Below are 21334 nucleotides of genomic sequence, written 5' to 3' on the forward strand. Positions count from 1 at the left end.
AGATGAATTCAGTAAAATACGGCGGCGCTTTGCTGGTCTGTTTTATCTTGCTTTATTTGGCTCCACTGGAGTTTCGTGACCTGTGGCAGCCTGACGAGACGCGTTATGCGGAAATCAGCCGGGAGATGCTGGCATCCGGTAACTGGATTGTTCCGCATTTTCTTGATCTGCGCTATTTTGAAAAACCCGTAGCAGGTTACTGGATTAATAATATTAGCCAGCTCCTGTTCGGGCATAATAATTTCTCTGTTCGTTTTGGTTCTGTTTTCTCCGTAACCCTCAGTGCATTAATGACCGGCTGGCTGGCTTTCCAGTTATGGCGTGATAAGACCATCGCCATTTTATCCGGTGTTATTTTCCTGACCTGTTTACTTGTCTACGCTATCGGAACCTATTCGGTTCTCGACCCGATGATAACCCTGTGGCTGACGGCCGCGCTATGTTGCTTCTGGGGAGCCTCAACGGCAAAAACGACGGCGGGTAAAGTCGCTGGCTATGTACTACTCGGGCTTGCCTGCGGCATGGGCGTGATGACTAAAGGTTTTCTGGCGCTGGCAGTACCGGTTCTGGGAGTACTTCCTTGGGTGATAGCTCAAAAACGCTGGAAAGAAGTCCTGTTGTTTGGACCTATTGCGATTATCAGTGCCATTCTGATTACCTTACCTTGGGCGTTAGCGGTCGCAAAAGCAGAGCCGGATTACTGGAACTATTTCTTCTGGGTAGAGCATATTCAACGCTTTGCTGAAAAAGATGCCCAGCATAAAGCGCCATTCTGGTATTACATTCCTTTCCTGATTGCCGGAAGTTTACCCTGGCTGGCTTTATTACCCGGGGCGATTAAACGCAGTTTTCAGGAACGTCGCGAGCAAAACGGTGCGTTCTATTTGCTGGGTTGGGTAGTGATGCCCATTCTGTTTTTCAGTATTGCGAAAGGTAAATTACCGACCTATATTCTGCCTTGTTTTGCACCGCTTGCCATTTTAATGGCGCGTCATGCGGTGTTGCTGGCAAAAGCGGGATCGCGAACCTTGCGGGTAAATGGCTGGATTAATCTGGCATTCGGCACCCTTTGTGTGCTGGTGGTCCTACTGGTGTTAGCGCCATTTGGCCTGGCAAAAAATCCGGTTTATGAAGCGGGTGAAACCGGAAAAGTGGTACTTGCAGCCATTGCCTTTGCCGTGTGGGGGCTGTTCGGTGCACTGACGCTCTGTCACAGTCGTCAGCGCTGGTTCTGGGCGGCTGCTTGTCCGCTAGGTCTTGCGTTGCTGGTGGGTGCGGTCATTCCTGAACAGATTATTCACTCGAAACAACCTCAAGAGTTTACGGAGATTGTTCGTCCGAAGCTTGAAGATAGCCGCTATATTGTGACCAATAATGTCGGTGTCGGGGCTGGACTTGCCTGGGAACTCAAACGCAGTGATATCACGCTGTATAGCAATAAGGGCGAAGTCAGCTACGGACTCAGCTACCCGGATGCGCAGCATCGCTATGTTGATGGGCCAGATTTTGCTGCCTGGCTTGCTGAACATCGCAAAGAAGGTAACGTCTCGCTGGTTATCCTGTTATCGAGAAACAGTAATTTGAGTGACCGCGGATTACCTGCTGCAGATTATGAGTATAACGATGGCCGACTGGCACTGTTGCAGTACAACAAATTACCATGAATAGCCTGATGATAATCCTGGCCAGCCTGCTTAGCTGCGCTGGCCAGTTATGTCAGAAACAGGCGGCTCAGGGACATGGACGACGTCATCTGGTAATTTGGCTGGGGCTTAGCGTTTTGATGCTAGGTCTTGGCATGCTGGTATGGTTGTGGGTATTGCAGCATGTTGAGGTCAGTATTGCTTATCCGATGTTGAGCCTGAATTTTATCTTTATTACCCTGGCAGCTCACTGGATCTGGAAAGAACGCATTTCCCTGCACCACTGGTTGGGGTTGGCGTTAATTATGTCAGGTATTGTGATGCTGGGAGTGTCCGTCTGATGGGCTATCTGTGGGCATTATGCAGTGTACTGCTGGTGAGTGGGGCACAGCTGGCGATGAAATGGGCCGTCATGCAATTTCCGCAAGCGACCTTCGAGCTGGCATTTTTAACCGCGGTTCTGTTTGATAATCTGCCAGGATTGCTGGTCTTATTCTGTGGCCTGCTGGCCTATGCATTATCAATGCTATGCTGGTTTTTAGCGCTGAGGCGGATCCCATTAAGTAAAGCCTACCCATTGCTCAGTCTAAGCTATGTTCTGGTCTGGGCTGCGGCTATTGTGCTCCCCTGGCTTAATGAGCCGTTCAGTGCGCTGAAATTGGTTGGCGTCGGGGTCATCTTTGTTGGTTTGTTGCTGATTTTTATACCAGGACGCGCAGCGACGATAACTAAACCCTGAGATTTCACTTATCTCTCCCATTTACCTCTGTCTTCCAGCGTGATTAACGCCAGAAGACCGCTATCTTAAGGCCTATAATGACAAAAAAAATTACGCTGCCCGCTGAAGAATATCAGCAACTGAGTGCGTTTATTACCAAGTGGCTTGATGATAATCATGAACTGACCTTGGGGCAGTTTGAATCAGATATTTTCCTTGATGAGCTGGTCAAAAAGATGGCGCCGATTCTCTATAATCAGGGGCTGGATGATGCGATTAAAGTCGCTCAGCATAATATGCTGACGCTGGAGGAACTGCTGGATTTGGAAAAAATCGTTCCCTAATATTAAGCATTATGTTTTATTATTTTCATGATAAACCCCACTATTACAATCAGTTATAACTAAAAACCTCATCTTCGGCATAGGAAATTGAATGCTATGCCGAACGCCCTCGCTTGCCTGTAAAAATTACCGTGATTGATTCTTGATTGAAGAGAATGGATGCCAATGATAAATGTGGTGGCCATCGCGTGCCCGGCAGAAAAGGAAAAACTCAGGGACGACAATCAAAATGGTCTGACGGGCATAGCCGCGTCAGAGAATGGATATTATGCACTATGGATACTGAAGACTCACTCAGAGTATGTCTAGTAGTGCCACAAGTAACGTTTATTGTATTTAAGGAAGAAATACAGTGTTTCGCCAGGACGCGATTGATCATCAAAAAATGAAATGGTACGGCAGGGCGCTTCTCCTCCCCGGCATTCCATTTTGGTTCACGGCAGGGTTATGCCTGTTTTTTCTCATCGCCTTTCTCACCTTTATCATTACCGGCACCTATACCCGACGACTCAATGTAACCGGTGAAATCAGTAGCTATCCACGCGCTGCCAACCTTTACTCTTCTGTTCAGGGGGGCGTTACCAGACAATTCGTCACTGAGGGACAGGTGGTGAAGACCGGTGATCCCATTTATCAGATTGATGTCAGCAAAAGCACCAGTAGCGGCGTGGTCAGCGACAATCAGCGCCGGGATATCGATGACCAACTGATACGTATCGATCAGATTATCCAGCGACTGAAAAGCAATAAACAAACTACTCTTACGATGCTGGAAAAACAGAAAATACAGTATGCCGATGCATTGACGCGCTCCGGCGACATTCTCCAGCGAGCCCGGGAAGGTATCCATATCATGAAGAAGAATATGGATAACTACCGGCATTATCAGACCAGAGGACTCATCAACAAAGATCAGCTCGCAAGCCAGGTCGCACTCTATTATCAGCAGCAAAACAATCTGTTGAGTCTGTCCGGACAGCATGAGCAAAATGCCTTACAGGTAACCGTCCTGGAAAGCCAGGTTCATACCCAGGCCGCCGAATTTGATAACCAGATTTATCAAATGGAGCTGCAACGCTATGAGTTGCATAAGGAGCTGCAAAATATCCACGCCACGGGGACTGTCATTATCCGTGCGCTGGCCGCAGGGCGTATTAATTCGCTGAGTGTTACCGTCGGACAGATGGTCAGCGTCGGCGACAGTCTGCTTCAAGTGATCCCTTGTGAGATAGAAAACTATAACCTGGTGCTCTGGGTGCCCAACGATGCGATTCCCTACATAAACTCTGGGGATAAGGTCAACATCCGCTATGACGCCTTTCCTGCGGAAAAATTCGGTCAGTTTGCCGGCACGGTGTCCCTTATATCCAGAACCCCGGCATCACAGCAGGAAATGCTGACCTACCAGGGGGCACCCAAAGCAACGCTCACCGCCGCCAGACCATACTACAAAGTGATTGTCAGGCCAGAGAAACAGGCCATTGCTTATAAAAATAAATATTTAAACTTAGAAAATGGCATCACGGCACAAAGTACGTTGTTTCTGGAAAAAAGGAGAATTTATCAATGGATGTTGTCCCCGTTCTACGACATGAAACACAGCACAACGGGGCCAATAAATGAGCAGTAAAATCCCTTTGAAAGGGCTGTTAAATAAGCTGGATCAGAAACTGTGGCGACGTATTCCGGTGGTACATCAAACCGAATCGTCAGAATGTGGAATGGCCTGCCTGGCAATGATCTGTGGTCACTATGGTAAGAGTATCGATCTGCTTGTCTTGCGTCGTCAGTTTAATTTGTCAGCCCGGGGGACAACCCTCGGTAGTGTCAGAAGTATGGGGGCTCAGATGGGCATGGAGACCCGGGCCGTATCCCTGGATCTTGATGAACTCAGTGCCCTGAAACTGCCCTGTATTTTGCACTGGGATTTTAATCACTTTGTGGTGCTGGTGAGTATCCGGAAGGGGCATTTTGTTATTCATGATCCCGCCCTTGGGCGGAGAACCGTGGGTCTTGCAGAAGTCTCTCAACGTTTTACCGGCGTGGCGCTTGAAGTGTGGCCTGGCAGTGAGTTTTTGCCAGAGACAGTGAAAGACCGTGTGAAATTACGTACGCTGTTCCGCAATATCTATGGTATTCGCAGTACGCTGGTCAAAATCTTTTGTCTGTCACTGGTGGTCGAGGTGGCCAGTCTGGTCATACCGGTCGGCACTCAACTGGCGATGGATCATGTCATTCCTGCCGGAGATCGCGGCCTGCTTACGCTAATCTGCATCGGTCTGATGTTTTTTATTCTTCTCCGTGTTGCGGTCAGTATGGCACGCGCCTGGACATCCCTGGTGATGGAAACGCTGATTGGTGTGCAATGGCAGTCTGGGTTATTCCGCCATCTGCTCCAGCTGCCGCTGACCTATTTTGAACGGCGTAAACTGGGAGATATCCAGTCCCGTTTTAGCTCGCTGGATAAGTTACGTTCCACGTTTACCTCAAGCGTAGTCGGGGCCATTATGGACGGTATCATGGTGGTCGGCCTTCTGATTATGCTGCTACTGTACGGCGGATGGCTGGCCGCCGTGGTACTCGGTTTTACTGGGGTATATGTCCTGATTCGTTTATTCACCTACAACCGTTATCGGCAACTCTCAGAAGAGGAGATGGTCAGAGAAGCCCGTGCAGGCTCGTATTTTATGGAAACATTGTACGGAATAGCCACAGTAAAAATGCAGGGAATGAGTGAGCGTCGGGGTGGTCACTGGCTGAACCTGAAGATTGACTCCATCAATACCCATATCAGACTGACCAGAATGGAAATGCTGTTTGGCGGGCTTAACGCATTTGTTGCTGCTTGCGATCAGGTGGTGATTCTGTGGCTGGGAACCAGCTTGGTCATTGATAATCAAATGACCATCGGGATGTTTGTCGCCTTTGGCGCCTTCCGCGGGCAGTTCTCGGACCAGGTGGGTTCCCTGACCAACTTTTTGCTTCAGTTGCGCATGATGAGTTTACATAACGAACGTATTGCAGACATCGCACTGAATGAAAGAGAACCCCGAAAACCGGACAGCGGCATAAAGGCAGATATGCATCCGCTGGCCTTGGAGGCCTGTGACCTGAGTTATCGCTATGACAGTCAGTCGGCATCGGTTTTCAGCAACCTGAACATCAGTATAAAACCAGGAGAAAGCGTGGCTATCACGGGGCCTTCCGGTTCAGGGAAAACCACGTTGATGAAGGTACTATGTGGGCTGTCTGTCCCCGAATCCGGCAAGGTGATGATGGACGGCAGCGATATCCAGCACCTGGGTATCAATAATTACCACAAAATGATTGCCTGTGTGATGCAGGATGACAGGCTATTCTCAGGCTCTATTGGTGAAAATATCTGTGGTTTCACGGAGCATTTCGATGAGGACTGGATGATAGAGTGCGCCAGAACAAGCTGTATTCACGATATGATCATGAAGATGCCAATGAAGTATGAAACACTGATTGGTGAGTTGGGAGAAGGGCTTTCTGGCGGACAGAAACAGCGAATTTTTATCGCACGCGCGCTTTACTGCCGTCCGGGGATATTATTTATGGATGAAGCGACCAGCGCACTGGATAATGAGAATGAATATGAGGTTAATCTGGCAATAAAGCAGCTTAATATTACCCGGGTTGTGATTGCTCACCGAGAAACAACGATTAAATATGCAGACAGGGTGATATCCTTATAAGGCGTAAAAGTAAGGTATTCGCGTAAATATGTGAATGCCTTTTTTACCAGATTAACATCATTTCCCTTTGCTATGTACCATCATACCGCCGGTACAGGTACCCGATCCGGTAGATATTGAGTTATGGCTGGAGCCCCAGTAACCCAGTATGCACTTCCACTTGAGACCTGTTTATCAGAACCACCTGTAATTAATAATAGCTCTAATTCGTCAGTGATTTATTTCAAAAAAAACATTATGTTTTCTTTTCATTTTCTAACTCCCTTATTTTCTGAACGACTTGATCGGTTTCAGTATGTGCATACTCCATCATGCTTAGATATATTATATTATTTTTATTAAAGCCTCCCTTGTAGAATTGATATTTCAGCCCTGGGGCGCAGATGAGTAATTTAATTTTCTTTTCAATTATTTTTTCTATATCGGATTCTGTATCATCTATTTGTACAGTCCAGTTTAATTTTTTTCTTTCTAGCTCTGACTTTAATGCCAGAATATATTTATCTTCCGTGTATATACCAAAAATGTTTCCGAAAAAACCTAACCCACCAATGCCCTGAATCAGACTACGTCCAATCGTCGGGCTTGGCATATAGATGAAGTATATTTTTTCTTTTTCCATTACTCGCACCCGTTATTTCCACATGGCACATTCGACCTGTAACGTATTGAATACTAAGGGATGTTAGTGACGGTTGCTATGGTTTTATTTATCATTTTTAAAATACAGTTAAATACATTTTTATCATCAAAGAATTTGAATTTTATTCTGACCATCAAATCAAGGATAGAGAAGGTATGTTTATCTGATTTTAAATTTGAAACATTTAAGTGGAGGGGGATATTTATTTTCATATGTGTTATCGCTAAGTTAACATAAACATTTTTTGATTATAAACGAAAGTAATATCTCATTTAAAATGGAATTTGAGTAATTACTGTAACAGTAAGTATCGATAATAAGTTGCATGTAATATCTTTTTGCTGCTCGTCTGATTATTTATTTTCTAGTGGCTGGGAAAGTATCCTATCCAAATAGAGTAATAGTCTTGTGTATCACAGTTGGCACCGCCAAAAAACATCCCCTTTACCGGTAAAGTTGACTAGAATTAAACTTAATAGCGGTTATCAGTGCCTTCTGATGGTTTTATCCTGATATGAGGTCAGATTATCAGAGCACGAAAGAGACATATCTTGCGACACTCTTGTTACCCTGAGTCACGTCCGTATCACTCATGCGGGCAATCCTAGTGGTATGCTGGTTAACAGAGTCAGTTAATCATCGAGGTTATCATGAAAACACCCTTATTTATTACTCTTGTGGCCTGCCTGGCGCTCAGTGGATGCGTGTCTATTCCGCAGGATATTCAGGGAAGCAGTAGTTCGCTGGACAAGGTTAGCTACCAGGATATTAAACAAGATGTTTCCCGGTTTAATGGCCAGGAAGTTCGTCTTGGCGGCAAGGTTTTAAATGTTGTAAATAATCAGAATGAAACCTCATTTGAGGTGGCTGTGCTTCCGCTTGATTACAGCGCCAGGCCCGAACTGGGTACTGCCTTTCAAGGGCGCATTATCGTCAAGGCGAGCAAATTTATAGACCCTCTGACATTAAAAGGTAATTTGGTTACCGTTCTGGGCACGGTCACCGGAACCACCAAGGGTAAAGTCGGGGAGGCTGACTATCAGTATCTGACTCTGAGCCTACAGGGTTATCAAGTCTGGAGAGTTCGCGAGAATATTGTACCTGTTAATTATCCTGGTTTTGGCGGTTTTGGCCCGGATCCCTACTGGCGATACGGCTGGGGACCGACTAATGCCTATTTTATGCCGGGCTGGGGATGGTATCCGGCAGGCGCGATGTTCCAGGTTGAGCAACAGGTAGTGAAATAACCTGACTATTAATGACAGCTGAAATCAATTCCAATATAGGGTAGTGTAGCCAAAACAATATCTTATATGCCCGTCATACTCGAGGTTACCTGAGCGTTGTCCGGCAGGTAACGCGAGTTATGGAGGATAGAGTGGCGCCCTGGAGAGCCTGGTTGAATGAAAAAACTGATTATTTTGTTACACGGTGTGGGAAGTTCGGGAGCAGACCTTGAAGGACTTGGCTATTTTTTTCAGCAAGTGATGCCTGAGATAGAATTTGCTTCACCCGACGGTAGTGCGCCTTTTGACGGAGGAGGAGAGGGGTATCAGTGGTTCAGTCTGGACGGTATTACGGAAAACCTGCGTACTGAGCGCCTTGTTGCTGCCAGAGCCGATTTTGCTGCCATTATCAATAATATTTTGAAAGAGCATGGTATTGTCGCGGGCAGAGATAAAGTGATTTTGCTCGGATTTTCTCAAGGTTCAATAATGGCGCTGGATGCTCTGGTTACGGACAGTATCCCATTAGCCGGTGTTGTCGCATTCTCAGGGCGACTGGCGTCACCAAAACCTTATCAGCCTGCGGTTAATACGCCAGTCCTGCTGGTGCATGGCATGGCTGACCCAGTTATCCCCTGGCAGGAAAGTGAAGCCGCCGCCGCCGCGCTGATAGAAGCCGGTGTGAATGAGGTTGAAACGCTGTTTGAACCGGATGTGGTTCATACTATCAGCGGCGACGGTATTGCCAGAGCGATGGCTTTTGTAACCGAACAGTTCGAACTCAGCGAATTTCCTGACGAGTAATAATGACTGGCCCTGTTTGTGGCTGTTTGAGCTTTGAGAATAGCCCGGGCAGGGTTGTTTTTTGATTTTTTTGTAAAGAATTGAAAATTTCGCAAAATAAAAACTGAAATATGGTACAAATCACGGGTGTTTAACTACTGAGGACAATTTTCTATCCGCAATCGATGAGAAGCAATACCGCGGGTAAGTTGGAAAATCATATGGACAATATGTTCAAAAAAAACCATTCAAGCTATCACTTCGACATTTCTTTATCTGCAGTTTCTCTCTCTGGTGAACAACACTGGCGTAACGCACTATAGTCCTTTCTTCTGGCAATAACTTACAACTTTAATTAGCTTGTCGCTTTTTTGCGTCTGGCCAATTTTTATAATTTTATTTTCTCTGTCAGGAGAGGAAAAATGATTTACTGGATTTTTCTAGGGATGGCTATCGTCGCCGAAATTACTGGTACCCTTTCTATGAAGTGGTCAAGTGTTAGCGATGATAATATTGGCTATATTTTTATGCTGGTGATGATCACACTTTCTTATATTTTATTGTCATTTTCGGTTAAAAAAATTGCCCTTGGCGTTGCCTATGCAATGTGGGAAGGGATTGGTATTCTGATCATTACCGTTTGTAGTGTTTTATTATTTGATGAACCAATTTCACTACTTAAAATATTAGGTCTGACGACGCTGGTAGCCGGCATTGCATTATTAAAATCAGGCACGCGCAGCAAAAAAGAGCGCACAGAAGTCGTGTCAGAGAAGAGAGGGCAGCATGCTGTCGTTTGAATGGATACACGGGCTGTGGTTATTTTCAGCCATTGTGTTAGAAATTCTGGCTAATATTTTTCTTAAACACTCCGACGGTTTTCGTCGTCCTGTTTATGGTATTTTTTCTTTAATTGCAGTGTTAGCCGCATTCAGCGCATTATCACAGGCCGTAAAAGGTATTGAACTCTCCGTGGCTTATGCTTTATGGGGTGGGTTCGGTATTATTGCAACGGTTGCTGCTGGCTGGATACTGTTTGGCCAGCGTTTAAATCGCAAAGGCTGGTTAGGCCTCGGGTTATTATTAGCCGGAATGATTCTTATTAAAATGGCCTGACGATATCCCCTGTTTCAGTCGAGGAACAGGGGGTTTCTGCATATTTTTCCAATTCTTTTTTACTCCTGCAATCCTGCTGGTCAATTTTCAATCTCCTCATGGGTGCTAAACGGCACATCCTCATATTTATTATTATCAAATCACCATAAATGTATCCGTAAATTAGCCACATTCTTTCGGCTGCAGAACGACTAGAATAATTTTGCCTTGCTCGCTACGGGTTTTTGCCTGCAGAGAATTTACTTAATGTTACTAAGGGGTAAAATAATGTCACGTATCGTGATTATTGGTGGCAGTGGTCATGTAGGGACTTATCTGGTTCCTCTATTAATCGAACGCGGTCATCAGGTAATTAATGTCAGTCGTGGTAATGCACAGGTTTACCGCCCACATTACGCCTGGTCGCTGGTAGAAAATATCGCTATTGATCGCCAGAAGGAAGAAGAAAATGGCTGTTTCGGTGAGCGAATAGCGGCGCTCAATCCAGATATTGTGATTGATATGATAGCCTTTGACCTGGAAAGTACTCAGCAATTGGTCGAATCGCTGCGTGGAAAGATAGAACATTATCTGTTCTGTAGTTCTATCTGGGTCTACGGCCAGTATGTGACAATTCCGTCAACTGAAACGGATCCTGTTTGCCCTATTGATGCTTATGGTCTTGGCAAGGCAGAAAGTGAGGCCTGGTTAATGCGCGAGGCACGCCGTCAGGGATTTCCTGCAACCTGTTTTCGGCCGGGGCATATTGTGGGTGAGGGTTGGGTTCCAACCAGCCCACAGGGTAATTCTGATCCGAATGTTTTCTCAAAAATCATTCGGGGAGAAGAGCTTTGCCTTCCAAATCTGGGGCATGAAACATTACATCATGTTCATGCTGCTGATGTGGCTCAATGGATTATCCAGGCTATAGAAAACAGAGCAGCGACACTTGGCGAGATTTTTAATACCGTTTCTTCACAGGCAATTACTCTGAGAGGCTACGCAGAAACGGTCTACCGCTGGTTTGGCCATGAGCCGCAAATTCGTTATCAGCCTTTTGCTGAATGGCTTCAGGGACTGGAAAGTGAATATGTCGAGAACTCACGCGGCCATATTGTCCGAAGTTCATCGCATTCGATTGAAAAAAGCCGACAACGTCTGGGTTATCAGCCACGCTACAGTAGCCTCGAGGCGATTCATGAATCGCTACATTCCCTGATATCTGCAGGTGTAGTCACCGCGGAACGGCGATAAATCTACGCCTTCAGATCTTGTCGGGTAACGGATACCGTAGCATTTTTATCATAACGGCTAGCGCCGGAGAAATCTGCCTGCGCCCAGGGTAATATAGATGGTACCCACTTACTGGCGGGCACCATTCATCAAGCACCCGGCAGTAGATACCTTGTTGCAGTTCGTCGGCAACCAGTGACTCTGGCAGATAGGCGAGTCCGTAACCCGAGGTCACTGCCGCAAGCATCGGATAGATGCTGGAAAAAATAAGCTGACCCTCGACTTTAATTTGTAATGGCTGCCCCTGTTTTTCAAACTCCCATGCATAGATTGAACCTGCTGGTGAGTGCCGGATATTAATACAATTATGCTGTTCGAGTTCAGATGGGTGTGCCGGATACCCGTGTTGTTTGAGATACGCAGGGGAGCCAATGACAATAAAGCGAATATCCGGCCCGATGCGTACTGCGACCATATCCTTAACGATATCGTCTCCAATGCGCACTCCTGCATCAAATCGCCCCTCAATAATATCGACAAAACCGTTTTGCTGGGATAATTCAACCTTAACATCCGGGTATTCTTTTAATACCGGAGCAAGGCGAGGCCAGATGCAGTCATGGATCATATGGTCGGAAACCGTCAGTCTGACGGTACCCGCGGGAGTATCACGAAAGCGGAGGAGTGCGGCAATATCGTCTTCCATACCATCAAGACGTGGCTGAAGAATTTGTAACAGCATTTCGCCAATTTCAGTTGGAGCTACCCGGCGGGTGGTACGCATCAATAACGGTAGTCCGAGACGTTCTTCAAGACGACGAATAGTATGGGAAAGCGTTGACTGGGATATTCCCAGATTTATTGCCGCTCGTGTAAAGCTTTTTGCCTCTGCGACAGCAATGAAGGCCAGATAATCGTTGAAATCGTCTCGCAAAGTGCGTCCCTGCCTACCACTGTAGTTTCTGAAAGTATTTTTGCTATTTTATCATGCCATTGTTGAAGTGCGGAAAAGCATCATCGATATCATGATATTTATCCGCAGTGATATAGGCGCCTCGATACTCCCAAAAATAAGGGGGAACCCCTGGGGCGTCCTGATAGCTGTTAATATCATAACGGGTAAATTTCACCGGCAGATCGTCGGAGACATCTTCACCATGCTCCCCGCCGGTTAATTTATGCGCGCTGACAATAAAATAGCCTCCAGGTTTTTTAAATAAAGCATAGTCAGCAATTTTTATTGTCGAAGCCGATAAGATAAAATCAGACCAGGTGAAACCAATATCATTGGCTACCGGAAGGATATGATATTTACCCTGCGGATCGATCATAAATATAGTCGTGGTATTATTAGGGTGTGATGTATTATTCTCAAATCGAGAATAGACCACTAAATCGTCCACCCCGTCACCGTTGATATCCAGCAGGTTACTGCCTTCTTTCAGAATCACTTTGCTGGTTTCATTCGCCAGAGCATGAAACGAGACCAGTAGCAAAGCTAACATTAGCCCTTTTTTTATTTTCACCCAGAGAAATCCTCAATAGTCTGATGCCCGGTACTAAAATCTCGCACAAGAACGACTTAGCTGGCTTACGCCTTATTATGATCTAAAAATAGCACATTGATTGACGGGTTGAAGTTTAAGTTAAGTGTGTCAGGTCGCAGAATATAACAATAGGCAGGCAAAAAAATGCCTGACTGCCTGAGTGTGCAACTCAAGCGGCTGAAACCACAGGCGCTGCCAGGTTTGCCTACCCTTGTTGCCTGTAAGCCCTCCAGATATTAGTAGAACAAATCCAATTGATAAGGCTCGCCAATAATCGCCATCGCTCCGCTAGCCTGTCGGGCAAAATCTGCCTGATAGCGAGCATTCTTTATACCCGTTACCAGATTATCAACGTCGCTGTATGCCCCTCTGATTGCCGGTGCTGTAGCCCATTCTGGCAGGTTTTCTATCCGGTAATCGAAAATAACAGAGAGGGTGCCATCATCATTCTTAATGATTTTTTCAATTTGATTAACCCGTATAGTCCCGTAACAAAAATCATTTTTTTTGTTAAATTCTTTTTTCCCCTGCGGAGTTAATGACCATTGCTTAGTGGCTGATTGACCCTTGTCAGTAACCAAACCGACCTCCATTAGCGCTGCCATTCTGGCATATACCCAGGCAGATTCACCCTGCGCCATGGATACCGGCCACTGCAGCTCGCCAAGGCATAAAGGGGGCTGTTTATCCAGGGCTTGTTGTATCAGTTTAGCGTATGGTTTTTGGTTGCTATAACTTAAGCCTGGTAACATCAGTAGTAAAATAAATAGAGCAGATTTCATTTTAGTTTCTCAATCTGAAAATGTTTAAATGCCTCATCGGTATCAGGATATTTTTCTGTAGTGACATAAGAGCTCTTGTGCTCCCAGGAATAGAGGGGAACACCCGGTGCATTTTGATCAGTATTCATATCATAACGCGTAAATTTAACCGGTAGGGCATCGGACATATCATCGCCATATTTTCCGCCGGCTTTTTTCTGTGCGCTGACTATAAAATAGCCTTTCTGTTTTTTATATAAGGCATAGTCGGCTATTTTTATTGTCGAAGCGGATAAAATAAAATCAGACCAGGTAAAGCCCGTATCATTGGCTACCGGAAGAATATGGTACTTTCCCTGTCGATCAACCACAAATATAGTCATGGTCTGATTAGGGTGTGATGTATTATTTTCAAATTTTGAATACACCACTAAATCTTTTATCCCATCACCATTGATATCCAGCATATTGACACCTTCTCTAAGTGTTACCTTACTGGTATTATTCGCACAGACGGTAAATGGTATCAGTAGTGATAATAAAAAAACCAAGCTATTTTTTTTCATGTATAGAACCCCTGACTAATCGAAATCCAATATCTGACATAGTAATCCCAGAGCTATGACTATCGCAGCTGGCTAAGGTGGTTGCATGAGAAAGATAACTCCCTCCACAAAAGTAGTACATTATCGTATTATCTAGCTGATAACTTTCAAAAACCCATTCGGAAACATTACCGCTCATATCAAAAATACCCAGTGCGTTAGGAGACAACTTACCCACGATCTGTGTGCCAAAATGAGGGCTATCAAATTCCGGATACCAGGCCACTTTTTTTGCATTGTTACTTCCAGAATGAAGGTCACCATAGGTATTAGATTTTAGCGCTGGCTTGCCTCCTCTGGCCGCGACCTGCCATTCATGTAAACCGGGTAAACGATAACCCGTGGCTTTGGGATTGACATAAATAGCACTATTTCTATCACTAGCCCGTAGTGGCTCAGCATTTTTCATCAGGTATACAGGTTGCAGTTGCAGCATTTCACTCAGTGCATTGGCAAATATAATGGTATCTAACCATTCTATATTGGTAACAGGATGGAGACCGCCATCAGTTTCTGGCGTGAGGCAGTCTTCCTCCCTGGCACCATTACAGCCGTTGTTTATTATATAGCCATGGTTATTTGCCCAGGCAGAAACTTGTTGATAGAGCGAGTAAGTGACCTCTTTCTTCATAATAAAAAATGATTCTAAATGTACATTAGTATGTTCTGCATAATTATGTCTGCCAAAAACATTACCAGTATAATAATTACCTTCCTCAACGAAGCTCTCAGGGATAATAGTATGAGCTTTTAAATAGAAGGGTAATGTAATCATAAAAAAACTTAGCCATATAAAATTGATTTTATTTCTCATTGAATTTTCACAGTCTTGTTTAAAACTCATCAAAAGGGTACATGAGGAGCCAGCATAATTATGCAACAATAAATACAAAAAACTATTTTCTTATAGTTTATGTTAAACGTCATCTCAGGACGCAAAGCGTCATGGATTATCCCTGAGAGTGAGCAGGACGAAGACTCAATCCGACATTGTCAGCAACATCCAGCATCTCAATCGCAGAATATAACGATACCTGAGCAAAAAGCTGTACAATGCGCGCAGACAGCCCTATTTAGAGAATCATACTGTGACCGCTTTTTCAGAACTGAATGCTTTACCTGATGCTCAACTGACTAACCTTAATGAGCTCGGATACCTTAATATGACGCCGGTACAGGCGGCAACCTTGCCAGCGATTCTGGCGGGCAAAGATGTACGTGCACAAGCCAAAACCGGCAGCGGTAAAACGGCTGCATTTGGTCTTGGATTACTACAACGTATTGAGGCCGGACAATTTTCCACTCAGTCGCTGGTACTGTGCCCGACGCGTGAGCTGGCAGCCCAAGTCGCGGAAGAGCTACGTCGTCTGGCACGCTATATGCCCAATATTAAAATTCTCACCCTGTGTGGTGGACAGTCCTTTGGCGTGCAGAAAGAATCCTTACAACATGCGCCGCATATTATTGTCGCCACGCCGGGTCGTTTGCTTGACCATCTGAAAAAAGAGACCGTAAACCTTGGCTCTGTGCGGGTAGTGGTGCTGGATGAAGCCGACCGTATGCTGGATATGGGCTTTGCAGACGCTATTGACGAAGTCATGGCCTATGCGCCACCAAAACGTCAAACCCTGTTGTTCTCTGCCACCTGGCCACCCGCTATTGCGGCAATTAGTGGCCGCATTCAGCAGAACCCGGAAACGATTGAGATTGATACCGTTGATGAGCTCCCGGCGGTTGAACAGCATTTTTATGAAGTATCGCGTCATCAGAAAATTAAACAGCTACAGCAGCTATTAAGTCAGTATCAGCCCGCGTCTTGTGTGGTGTTCTGTAATACCAAGAAAGATTGTCAGGCGGTTTGTGACGAGCTGAATGCGGGTGGACAAAGTGCTCTGGCACTGCACGGTGATATGGAACAGCGTGACCGTGATCAGACGTTGATTCGTTTCGCTAACGGCAGTAGCCGGGTTCTGGTCGCAACAGACGTAGCTGCCCGTGGTCTGGATATCAAAGCCCTGGAAATGGTCGTTAACTACGAACTGTCCTGGGATCCTGAAGTACATGTTCATCGTATCGGCCGTACCGCGCGTGCAGGGCAGGATGGGCTGGCGGTTAGTTTCTGCGCTCCTGAAGAAGCCCAGCGTGCCGCTGTTCTCGCCGATATGCTGAATATCTCACTGAACTGGAAACAGGCCCCGGCAGCCGGAACCATTAAACCACTGGCGGCAGAGATGGTAACCTTATGCGTTGATGGCGGTAAAAAAGCCAAAATGCGTCGCGGTGATGTGCTGGGTGCATTAACTGGTGAAATGGGGCTTGATGGCGCTGATATAGGCAAAATCGATGTGCATCCGATGCATGTTTATATTGCCGTGCGCCAGTCGGTGGCTCGCCATGCAGCTTCGCAATTACAGAAAGGTAAGATCAAAGGTAAGTCGGTTAAAGTGAGAATACTGCGCTAACTGCTTGTAAGAGTCTGTCATGGTACGTTTATCGCTAACGTACCATGCTCCCATTCTTTTTCCTCCGCAATGTTCAAACCCATAGTTCTATCAGACATTGGCCAGAGGCAAGTGAATGAGCTCATCTGGCTATCTTGTGCATTGTAAAAAATTATTTTATTTATTGTCTTTATCCGGGGCGATATTTTCACTATTCCCGATGAACAAGATGTATGAGCTATGATTCAGCCAGAAACAAAGTATTACAGTCATCATTTCTCTCTTCATGAATAAATTCTGTCAGGCAGTATGATATCTGTTCGGATAAGAGAATCTCGGGCAGGAGTATTAAAGGTGATGGATTCACTAAAAAAGAGCGAATTTTTAAGTCAGATCGTCAGGGATTTTAAGGATGAAATTGCAGGTTTTTCTTTTGATGTAGCAAAAAAAATTAAAAATCAGATTTTCACCACAATGACCAGGAACATCAATGCAACTAGCGAACCGATAGTATTTTTTACTGCGGGAGCTCCTGCATGCGGTAAAAGCGAAACCGTAAAATATTTACTTGAAATATATCCTAATACGGTGCGTATCGATCCTGATGAGTTCAGAGAACTATTTCCTTATTATATTGGTAGTAATGCAGAGAATTATCAGAAACCTTGCACACATATTATATCTCACTGTTACAAAAACTCGGTGGCCAGGCGTTTTGATATTATTCACGACACTAATTTTGCTGATACGGATACCGCGATAAAAAACATAGCCGAAGCGTTTAAAAAAGGGTATTGGGTTCAGATAATTTATGTTTATCTGGATCCCATAAATGCCTGGAAACATGCTCAAAGGCGAGTGCGTAAAATACTTCCGGAGGTTTTTTGCCATAACTATTTTAAGGTCCGGTCAACGATAAAATCAGTTCTGACGCATCCTGGTTTTCAGGGGAAACCGCTGCGCTGTCGCGCTTATGTGTATGAGGAGATCCCTGGTAAACACGCATTTTCGGTAGCTATCCACGAAAATGTCACTGCTGAGACGCTTGATGTTTTTGTACCATTCAACTATTCAATTTCAGATCTTAAAAAGATTGCTGTATGATAAATGTTCACATAGAGGAGGGAAACACTATGTTACTGAAAGTCAATCAATCAACTCAAAGAAAAGAAGTTTCGTTGCGGGATTTGTTTGGAGACAATCTTACAGCAGCGGGTAAAGGCGTGCTTGAGAGGACGGCGGAAAAAACAGCGCATGATCTTGCTGTAATTATTTTTTCATCTAATGCCGGGTTATCAAGTGACGTGGAACTCTCGGTTCAGAATCGATGAGTACTGCCTCGGAATAAAACAGAACTTGAATAGAGGATTGTTGTATTCAAGTGTTTAAAACGCCCGCATCCCAAAGGGATACGGGCATCAGTCAATCAGGGCGCATCAGCCAGAATAAACATCCCGTAAGGGTGGATTTCCAGGTAATAACTCTCGCCCGCATTCGGTTGTAAACGCGTAGCATTGACTTGCAGTAACAGCGTTTGCCCGTGCCATTCAACTGTCACTTCATATTGTGGTCCCATATAAGCAACATGGCGCACAATGCAACGCTGACACTCTTCGCCACGGTCACTCAGTGTGATGGCTTCCGGTCTGACGCCAACGGTACCTTCTGCCTCGGTAATCACTAACTGTGGCGGACGCGGCAGGGCGTAGCCATAGATCTCGACCACATCCTGAGTAAAGCGAGCCGGGAAGATGTTGGCATCACCCATAAAGTTCGCCATAAAGCGTGAGGCAGGGTGACGATAGAGCGTCTGCGGACTGCCCATTTGCATAATCACGCCTTTATTCATCACCAGCACCGTATCAGATACCGCAAAAGCTTCGCTCTGATCGTGGGTGACATACAGGGACGTGATATTAAATTGCTTCTGCAAATCGCGGATTTTATCGCGCATACTGCGGCGCAGGTTAGCATCCAGGTTACTCAACGGCTCATCAAACAACAAGACTTTAGGTTTCAGGATCAGAGCACGCGCCAGAGCAACACGTTGCTGTTGCCCACCGGAAATCTGGTCGACATAACGGTTTTCGAAACCGTCGAGATCGACCATCGCCAGCGCTTCTTTCACCCTGGTCTTGATTTCTGCCTTAGCGACACCGAGCATCTTCAGACCATAGCCGACGTTTTCCCCGAGCGACATATGCGGAAACAGAGCATATGACTGAAATACCATACAAATATCGCGCTGCTGAATCGAACGCTCGGTAACGTCCTCACCATCAATAAAAATCTGTCCGCTGGTCGGTTTTTCCAGCCCGGCAACCAGACGAAGAATCGTCGTTTTACCGCAACCGCTCGGCCCCAGCAGGCTGACCATCTCCCCTTTAGGAATGGCTAAGTTAATGGTATCAATCACGGTATTGGTTCCAAACCGTTTTGTGATATTGCGTAATTCAACAAAATGAGCTTGCGTCATAGTTATATTCCGTAATCAGGCGTTGTTTTTGGCTTTGGAACGGGAAGTTCGGGACTCACCGATCAGCCAGTCAAAGATGAAAATAATGGCCAGCATCACCACAATCAGAATCGATCCATAGGCGATAGCAATGCCGTACTCACCATCTTCCACTCGGTTCAGAATATAGGCCGTGGCGACACGGGTATCCGGGGTAACAAGGAAAACAATGGCGCTGACGGTAGTAATGGCGCGAACGAAGCTGTAGATAAGGGCTGAAAGAATCGCCGGGCGTAATAATGGCAACAGAATATTGATAATGGTGCGCATCGACCCGGCACGCAGGCTTAAAGACGCCTCGTCCAGTGATTTATCGATTTGTCCGAGTCCGGCAATACCAGCGCGAATACCGACGGGCACGTTACGCATCACCATAGAGATAATCACGATGGCTGCGGTACCGGTCAGGTACACCGGGGCGTCGTTAAAGGCGAGAATATAAGAAACACCTGCAACAGTACCAGGCACGGCGAAGCATAACATGGTGCTGAACTCGATGACTTTTTTGCCACGGAATTGCTGACGAACCACAACCCAGGCAATCAACAGGCCAAAGAACGCGGTAATCGGTGCGGCAATACCTGCATACAACAGGGTATCGAGCAATGAAGGCCAGGCGCCGTCATTCATACCTTGTCCGAACAGCTTGATAAAGTTATCGAGCGTCAGGGTGTAATCCACGCCCCAGTTCACGGTAAAGCTACCGTAGAAAATACTGCCATACAGTAAGGTATTAAAGACCACCCAAAGGGTGAGTAAGGCAACGACTGCCCAAACCAATAAGGTTGGCAGCGGCTGGACATCGCCGCGAGACGATTTACCCGATACGGTGACGTAGGAGCGCTTTCCAATCCACAGATACTGTACGCAGAATACCAGTAACGAGAAGATTAACAGGAAGGCTCCGAGGGTACTGGCAGCCTGATAATCCAGTTGTGACCCGGTAATATAGAAGTAGATTTGCGTGGCCAGAACGTCAAAGTTCCCTCCCAGTACCAGGGGGTTACTAAAATCGGCCAGCGACTGAACGATAACAATTAAGAATGCGTTAGCCAGGGCAGGTTTCAGCAATGGCATGAACACACCCATAAAGGTCTGCCAGCGATTCGCGCGTAAGGTATAGGAAGCTTCTTCCAGCGACGGATGAATAGTTTTAATGGCTCCGTCGAGGATCATAAATGCCATCGGGGTAAAGGCCAGAACTTGCGCCAGCCATATGCCGGTAAAACCATATAACCAGTTTGTGTTCACCAGGCCAAACCAGTCGACCATCAGTTCGGTAATATAACCCGAACGGCCCATCATCAGGGTGACGCCAAGCCCGACAACAAAAGGCGGGGTAACGATCGGCAGTATAGAGAAAATACGTCCCAGCAGCGCACTGCGTTTAGCAATTCGCGTGGTATAAATGGCCAGTACCAGGCCAAAGAAAGTACAGCCAATACCCACGGCGACCGAAAGGACGATGGAGTTAATAATCACCTGGATAATATGTGATTTACTCAGCACCGCCATAAAGGCCAGAGGGGCAAACTCACCGCTGCTGTTAGTAAACATCGGGATGAAAATCGCGATGCTCGGCCAGATAATAAATACGCTAATCAGCGCAATAATGGCCACCAGCGCGCCGATAACAAAGCGGTCGCCTCCCAGCCATTCAAGACGCGTCAGAGCCAGCGTCAGTACTATCCCTAAGGCGACAAACAGCACAATAGTGGCATAGCCCATACCGCGCTCAGCGAACGTAGAGCTAATGACAATAAATGCCATACAGCCTAAAGCCCAGAGTGCGTCAAAACGATGACGACCCAGGTTTTCACCTTTAGCCAGGTGGAAAGGGCGTAACAGCAGAACGGTCGGCAGCAGATACCACAGTAAACTGATATTCAGCCCCGACCAGCTATAGGCTTCCAGCCACTCTTCCTGAGTGGATTCCAGCAGGCCATAGTCAAGGCTCCAGCTAGGCAGAAGAGCGAAAGCCAGCCAGCAAGCGATGACACACCAGACAATAGCGTCCCGCTTTCGCGGCGTACGCAAAAGTAATGTTTCAGACATAAAGAG

General features: G+C 46.1%; 23 protein-coding genes. 15 read left to right on the top strand and 8 right to left on the bottom strand.

Annotated elements, in window-relative coordinates:
* Window positions 1-2: 2 nt before the first annotated feature.
* The 6 genes from arnT to M2387_RS01155 all read left to right on the top strand — a co-directional run bounded on the left by arnT (window position 3) and on the right by M2387_RS01155 (window position 6424).
* On the top strand, window positions 3-1664 hold the full coding sequence (gene arnT / locus M2387_RS01130; RefSeq protein WP_259046651.1) for a lipid IV(A) 4-amino-4-deoxy-L-arabinosyltransferase: 1662 nt from the start codon (window positions 3-5) through the stop codon (window positions 1662-1664).
* Complete coding sequence (arnE, locus tag M2387_RS01135) at window positions 1661-1984, top strand: 4-amino-4-deoxy-L-arabinose-phosphoundecaprenol flippase subunit ArnE (protein WP_259046652.1); 324 nt, start codon at window positions 1661-1663, stop codon at window positions 1982-1984. The genes arnT and arnE overlap by 4 nt, the downstream gene beginning before the upstream one ends.
* A complete protein-coding gene (gene arnF / locus M2387_RS01140) occupies window positions 1984-2382 on the top strand; it encodes a 4-amino-4-deoxy-L-arabinose-phosphoundecaprenol flippase subunit ArnF (RefSeq protein ID WP_259046653.1) in 399 nt (132 codons plus the stop codon). Before arnE ends, arnF begins: the two co-directional genes overlap by 1 nt.
* 77 nt (window positions 2383-2459) lie before the next feature.
* Window positions 2460-2705, top strand: a complete 246-nt coding sequence (locus M2387_RS01145) for a DUF2164 domain-containing protein (protein WP_259046654.1) — start codon at window positions 2460-2462, stop codon at window positions 2703-2705.
* A gap of 352 nt (window positions 2706-3057) precedes the next feature.
* The gene (locus M2387_RS01150; protein WP_259046655.1) at window positions 3058-4335 is read left to right on the top strand and encodes an HlyD family secretion protein; all 1278 of its coding nucleotides are present in this window, start codon (window positions 3058-3060) and stop codon (window positions 4333-4335) included.
* A complete protein-coding gene (locus tag M2387_RS01155; RefSeq protein ID WP_259046656.1) occupies window positions 4325-6424 on the top strand; it encodes a peptidase domain-containing ABC transporter in 2100 nt (699 codons plus the stop codon). Before M2387_RS01150 ends, M2387_RS01155 begins: the two co-directional genes overlap by 11 nt.
* A gap of 235 nt (window positions 6425-6659) precedes the next feature.
* Here M2387_RS01155 and M2387_RS01160 read toward each other — a convergent pair whose 3' ends face one another.
* A complete protein-coding gene (locus M2387_RS01160; protein ID WP_259046657.1) occupies window positions 6660-7046 on the bottom strand; it encodes a nitrogen fixation protein NifS in 387 nt (128 codons plus the stop codon).
* Window positions 7047-7717: 671 nt separating this feature from the next.
* Between M2387_RS01160 and M2387_RS01165 the strand changes: the two genes are divergently transcribed.
* The 6 genes from M2387_RS01165 to M2387_RS01185 all read left to right on the top strand — a co-directional run bounded on the left by M2387_RS01165 (window position 7718) and on the right by M2387_RS01185 (window position 11425).
* Window positions 7718-8314, top strand: coding sequence for a Slp family lipoprotein (locus tag M2387_RS01165; RefSeq protein ID WP_259046658.1), 597 nt, complete (start codon window positions 7718-7720; stop codon window positions 8312-8314).
* 156 nt (window positions 8315-8470) lie between these two features.
* Entirely contained in the window at window positions 8471-9097 is a 627-nt protein-coding gene (locus M2387_RS01170) for an alpha/beta hydrolase (protein ID WP_259046659.1), read from the top strand.
* Window positions 9098-9306: 209 nt separating this feature from the next.
* Complete coding sequence (locus M2387_RS26000; protein ID WP_462442470.1) at window positions 9307-9399, top strand: hypothetical protein; 93 nt, start codon at window positions 9307-9309, stop codon at window positions 9397-9399.
* 99 nt (window positions 9400-9498) lie between these two features.
* Window positions 9499-9876, top strand: a complete 378-nt coding sequence (gene mdtJ / locus M2387_RS01175) for a multidrug/spermidine efflux SMR transporter subunit MdtJ (RefSeq protein WP_259046660.1) — start codon at window positions 9499-9501, stop codon at window positions 9874-9876.
* A complete protein-coding gene (gene mdtI, locus M2387_RS01180) occupies window positions 9863-10192 on the top strand; it encodes a multidrug/spermidine efflux SMR transporter subunit MdtI (protein WP_259046661.1) in 330 nt (109 codons plus the stop codon). The genes mdtJ and mdtI overlap by 14 nt, the downstream gene beginning before the upstream one ends.
* A gap of 267 nt (window positions 10193-10459) precedes the next feature.
* The gene (locus M2387_RS01185; protein ID WP_259046662.1) at window positions 10460-11425 is read left to right on the top strand and encodes an NAD-dependent epimerase/dehydratase family protein; all 966 of its coding nucleotides are present in this window, start codon (window positions 10460-10462) and stop codon (window positions 11423-11425) included.
* Window positions 11426-11435: 10 nt separating this feature from the next.
* Here M2387_RS01185 and M2387_RS01190 read toward each other — a convergent pair whose 3' ends face one another.
* The 5 genes from M2387_RS01190 to M2387_RS01210 form a co-directional block, all read right to left on the bottom strand.
* Window positions 11436-12338 (bottom strand): LysR family transcriptional regulator, encoded by a 903-nt coding sequence (locus M2387_RS01190; protein WP_259046663.1) that lies wholly within the window; start codon window positions 12336-12338, stop codon window positions 11436-11438.
* Between the two features lie 43 nt (window positions 12339-12381).
* Window positions 12382-12930: a carbapenem self-resistance protein CarG family protein gene (locus M2387_RS01195; protein WP_259046664.1), complete on the bottom strand. Its 549-nt coding sequence runs from the start codon at window positions 12928-12930 to the stop codon at window positions 12382-12384.
* Window positions 12931-13187: 257 nt separating this feature from the next.
* Entirely contained in the window at window positions 13188-13733 is a 546-nt protein-coding gene (locus M2387_RS01200; RefSeq protein ID WP_259046665.1) for a CpmK protein, read from the bottom strand.
* A complete protein-coding gene (locus tag M2387_RS01205) occupies window positions 13730-14278 on the bottom strand; it encodes a carbapenem self-resistance protein CarG family protein (RefSeq protein WP_259046666.1) in 549 nt (182 codons plus the stop codon). Before M2387_RS01205 ends, M2387_RS01200 begins: the two co-directional genes overlap by 4 nt.
* Window positions 14265-15161 carry a formylglycine-generating enzyme family protein gene (locus M2387_RS01210; RefSeq protein ID WP_259046667.1) on the bottom strand — a complete coding sequence of 299 codons (897 nt, stop codon included), beginning with the start codon at window positions 15159-15161 and terminating at the stop codon, window positions 14265-14267. Before M2387_RS01210 ends, M2387_RS01205 begins: the two co-directional genes overlap by 14 nt.
* A gap of 244 nt (window positions 15162-15405) precedes the next feature.
* Here M2387_RS01210 and dbpA point away from each other — a divergent pair, with 244 nt between their 5' ends.
* The 3 genes from dbpA (at window position 15406) to M2387_RS01225 (ending at window position 18089) form a co-directional block, all read left to right on the top strand.
* Entirely contained in the window at window positions 15406-16779 is a 1374-nt protein-coding gene (gene dbpA, locus M2387_RS01215; RefSeq protein WP_259046668.1) for an ATP-dependent RNA helicase DbpA, read from the top strand.
* A 336-nt stretch (window positions 16780-17115) separates the two neighbouring features.
* Window positions 17116-17862 carry a zeta toxin family protein gene (locus tag M2387_RS01220; RefSeq protein WP_259048214.1) on the top strand — a complete coding sequence of 249 codons (747 nt, stop codon included), beginning with the start codon at window positions 17116-17118 and terminating at the stop codon, window positions 17860-17862.
* Window positions 17863-17891: 29 nt separating this feature from the next.
* The gene (locus M2387_RS01225; RefSeq protein ID WP_259046669.1) at window positions 17892-18089 is read left to right on the top strand and encodes a hypothetical protein; all 198 of its coding nucleotides are present in this window, start codon (window positions 17892-17894) and stop codon (window positions 18087-18089) included.
* A 95-nt stretch (window positions 18090-18184) separates the two neighbouring features.
* Here M2387_RS01225 and fbpC read toward each other — a convergent pair whose 3' ends face one another.
* Both fbpC and M2387_RS01235 read right to left on the bottom strand, forming a co-directional pair.
* On the bottom strand, window positions 18185-19234 hold the full coding sequence (gene fbpC / locus M2387_RS01230; protein WP_259046670.1) for a ferric ABC transporter ATP-binding protein: 1050 nt from the start codon (window positions 19232-19234) through the stop codon (window positions 18185-18187).
* 15 nt (window positions 19235-19249) lie between these two features.
* On the bottom strand, window positions 19250-21328 hold the full coding sequence (locus M2387_RS01235) for an ABC transporter permease (RefSeq protein ID WP_259046671.1): 2079 nt from the start codon (window positions 21326-21328) through the stop codon (window positions 19250-19252).
* Between the last annotated feature and the right edge of the window lie 6 nt (window positions 21329-21334).

The organism is Klebsiella sp. BIGb0407 (genome assembly GCF_024807845.1).
In the GTDB taxonomy this organism is placed as follows: Bacteria; Pseudomonadota; Gammaproteobacteria; order Enterobacterales; family Enterobacteriaceae; genus JGM124.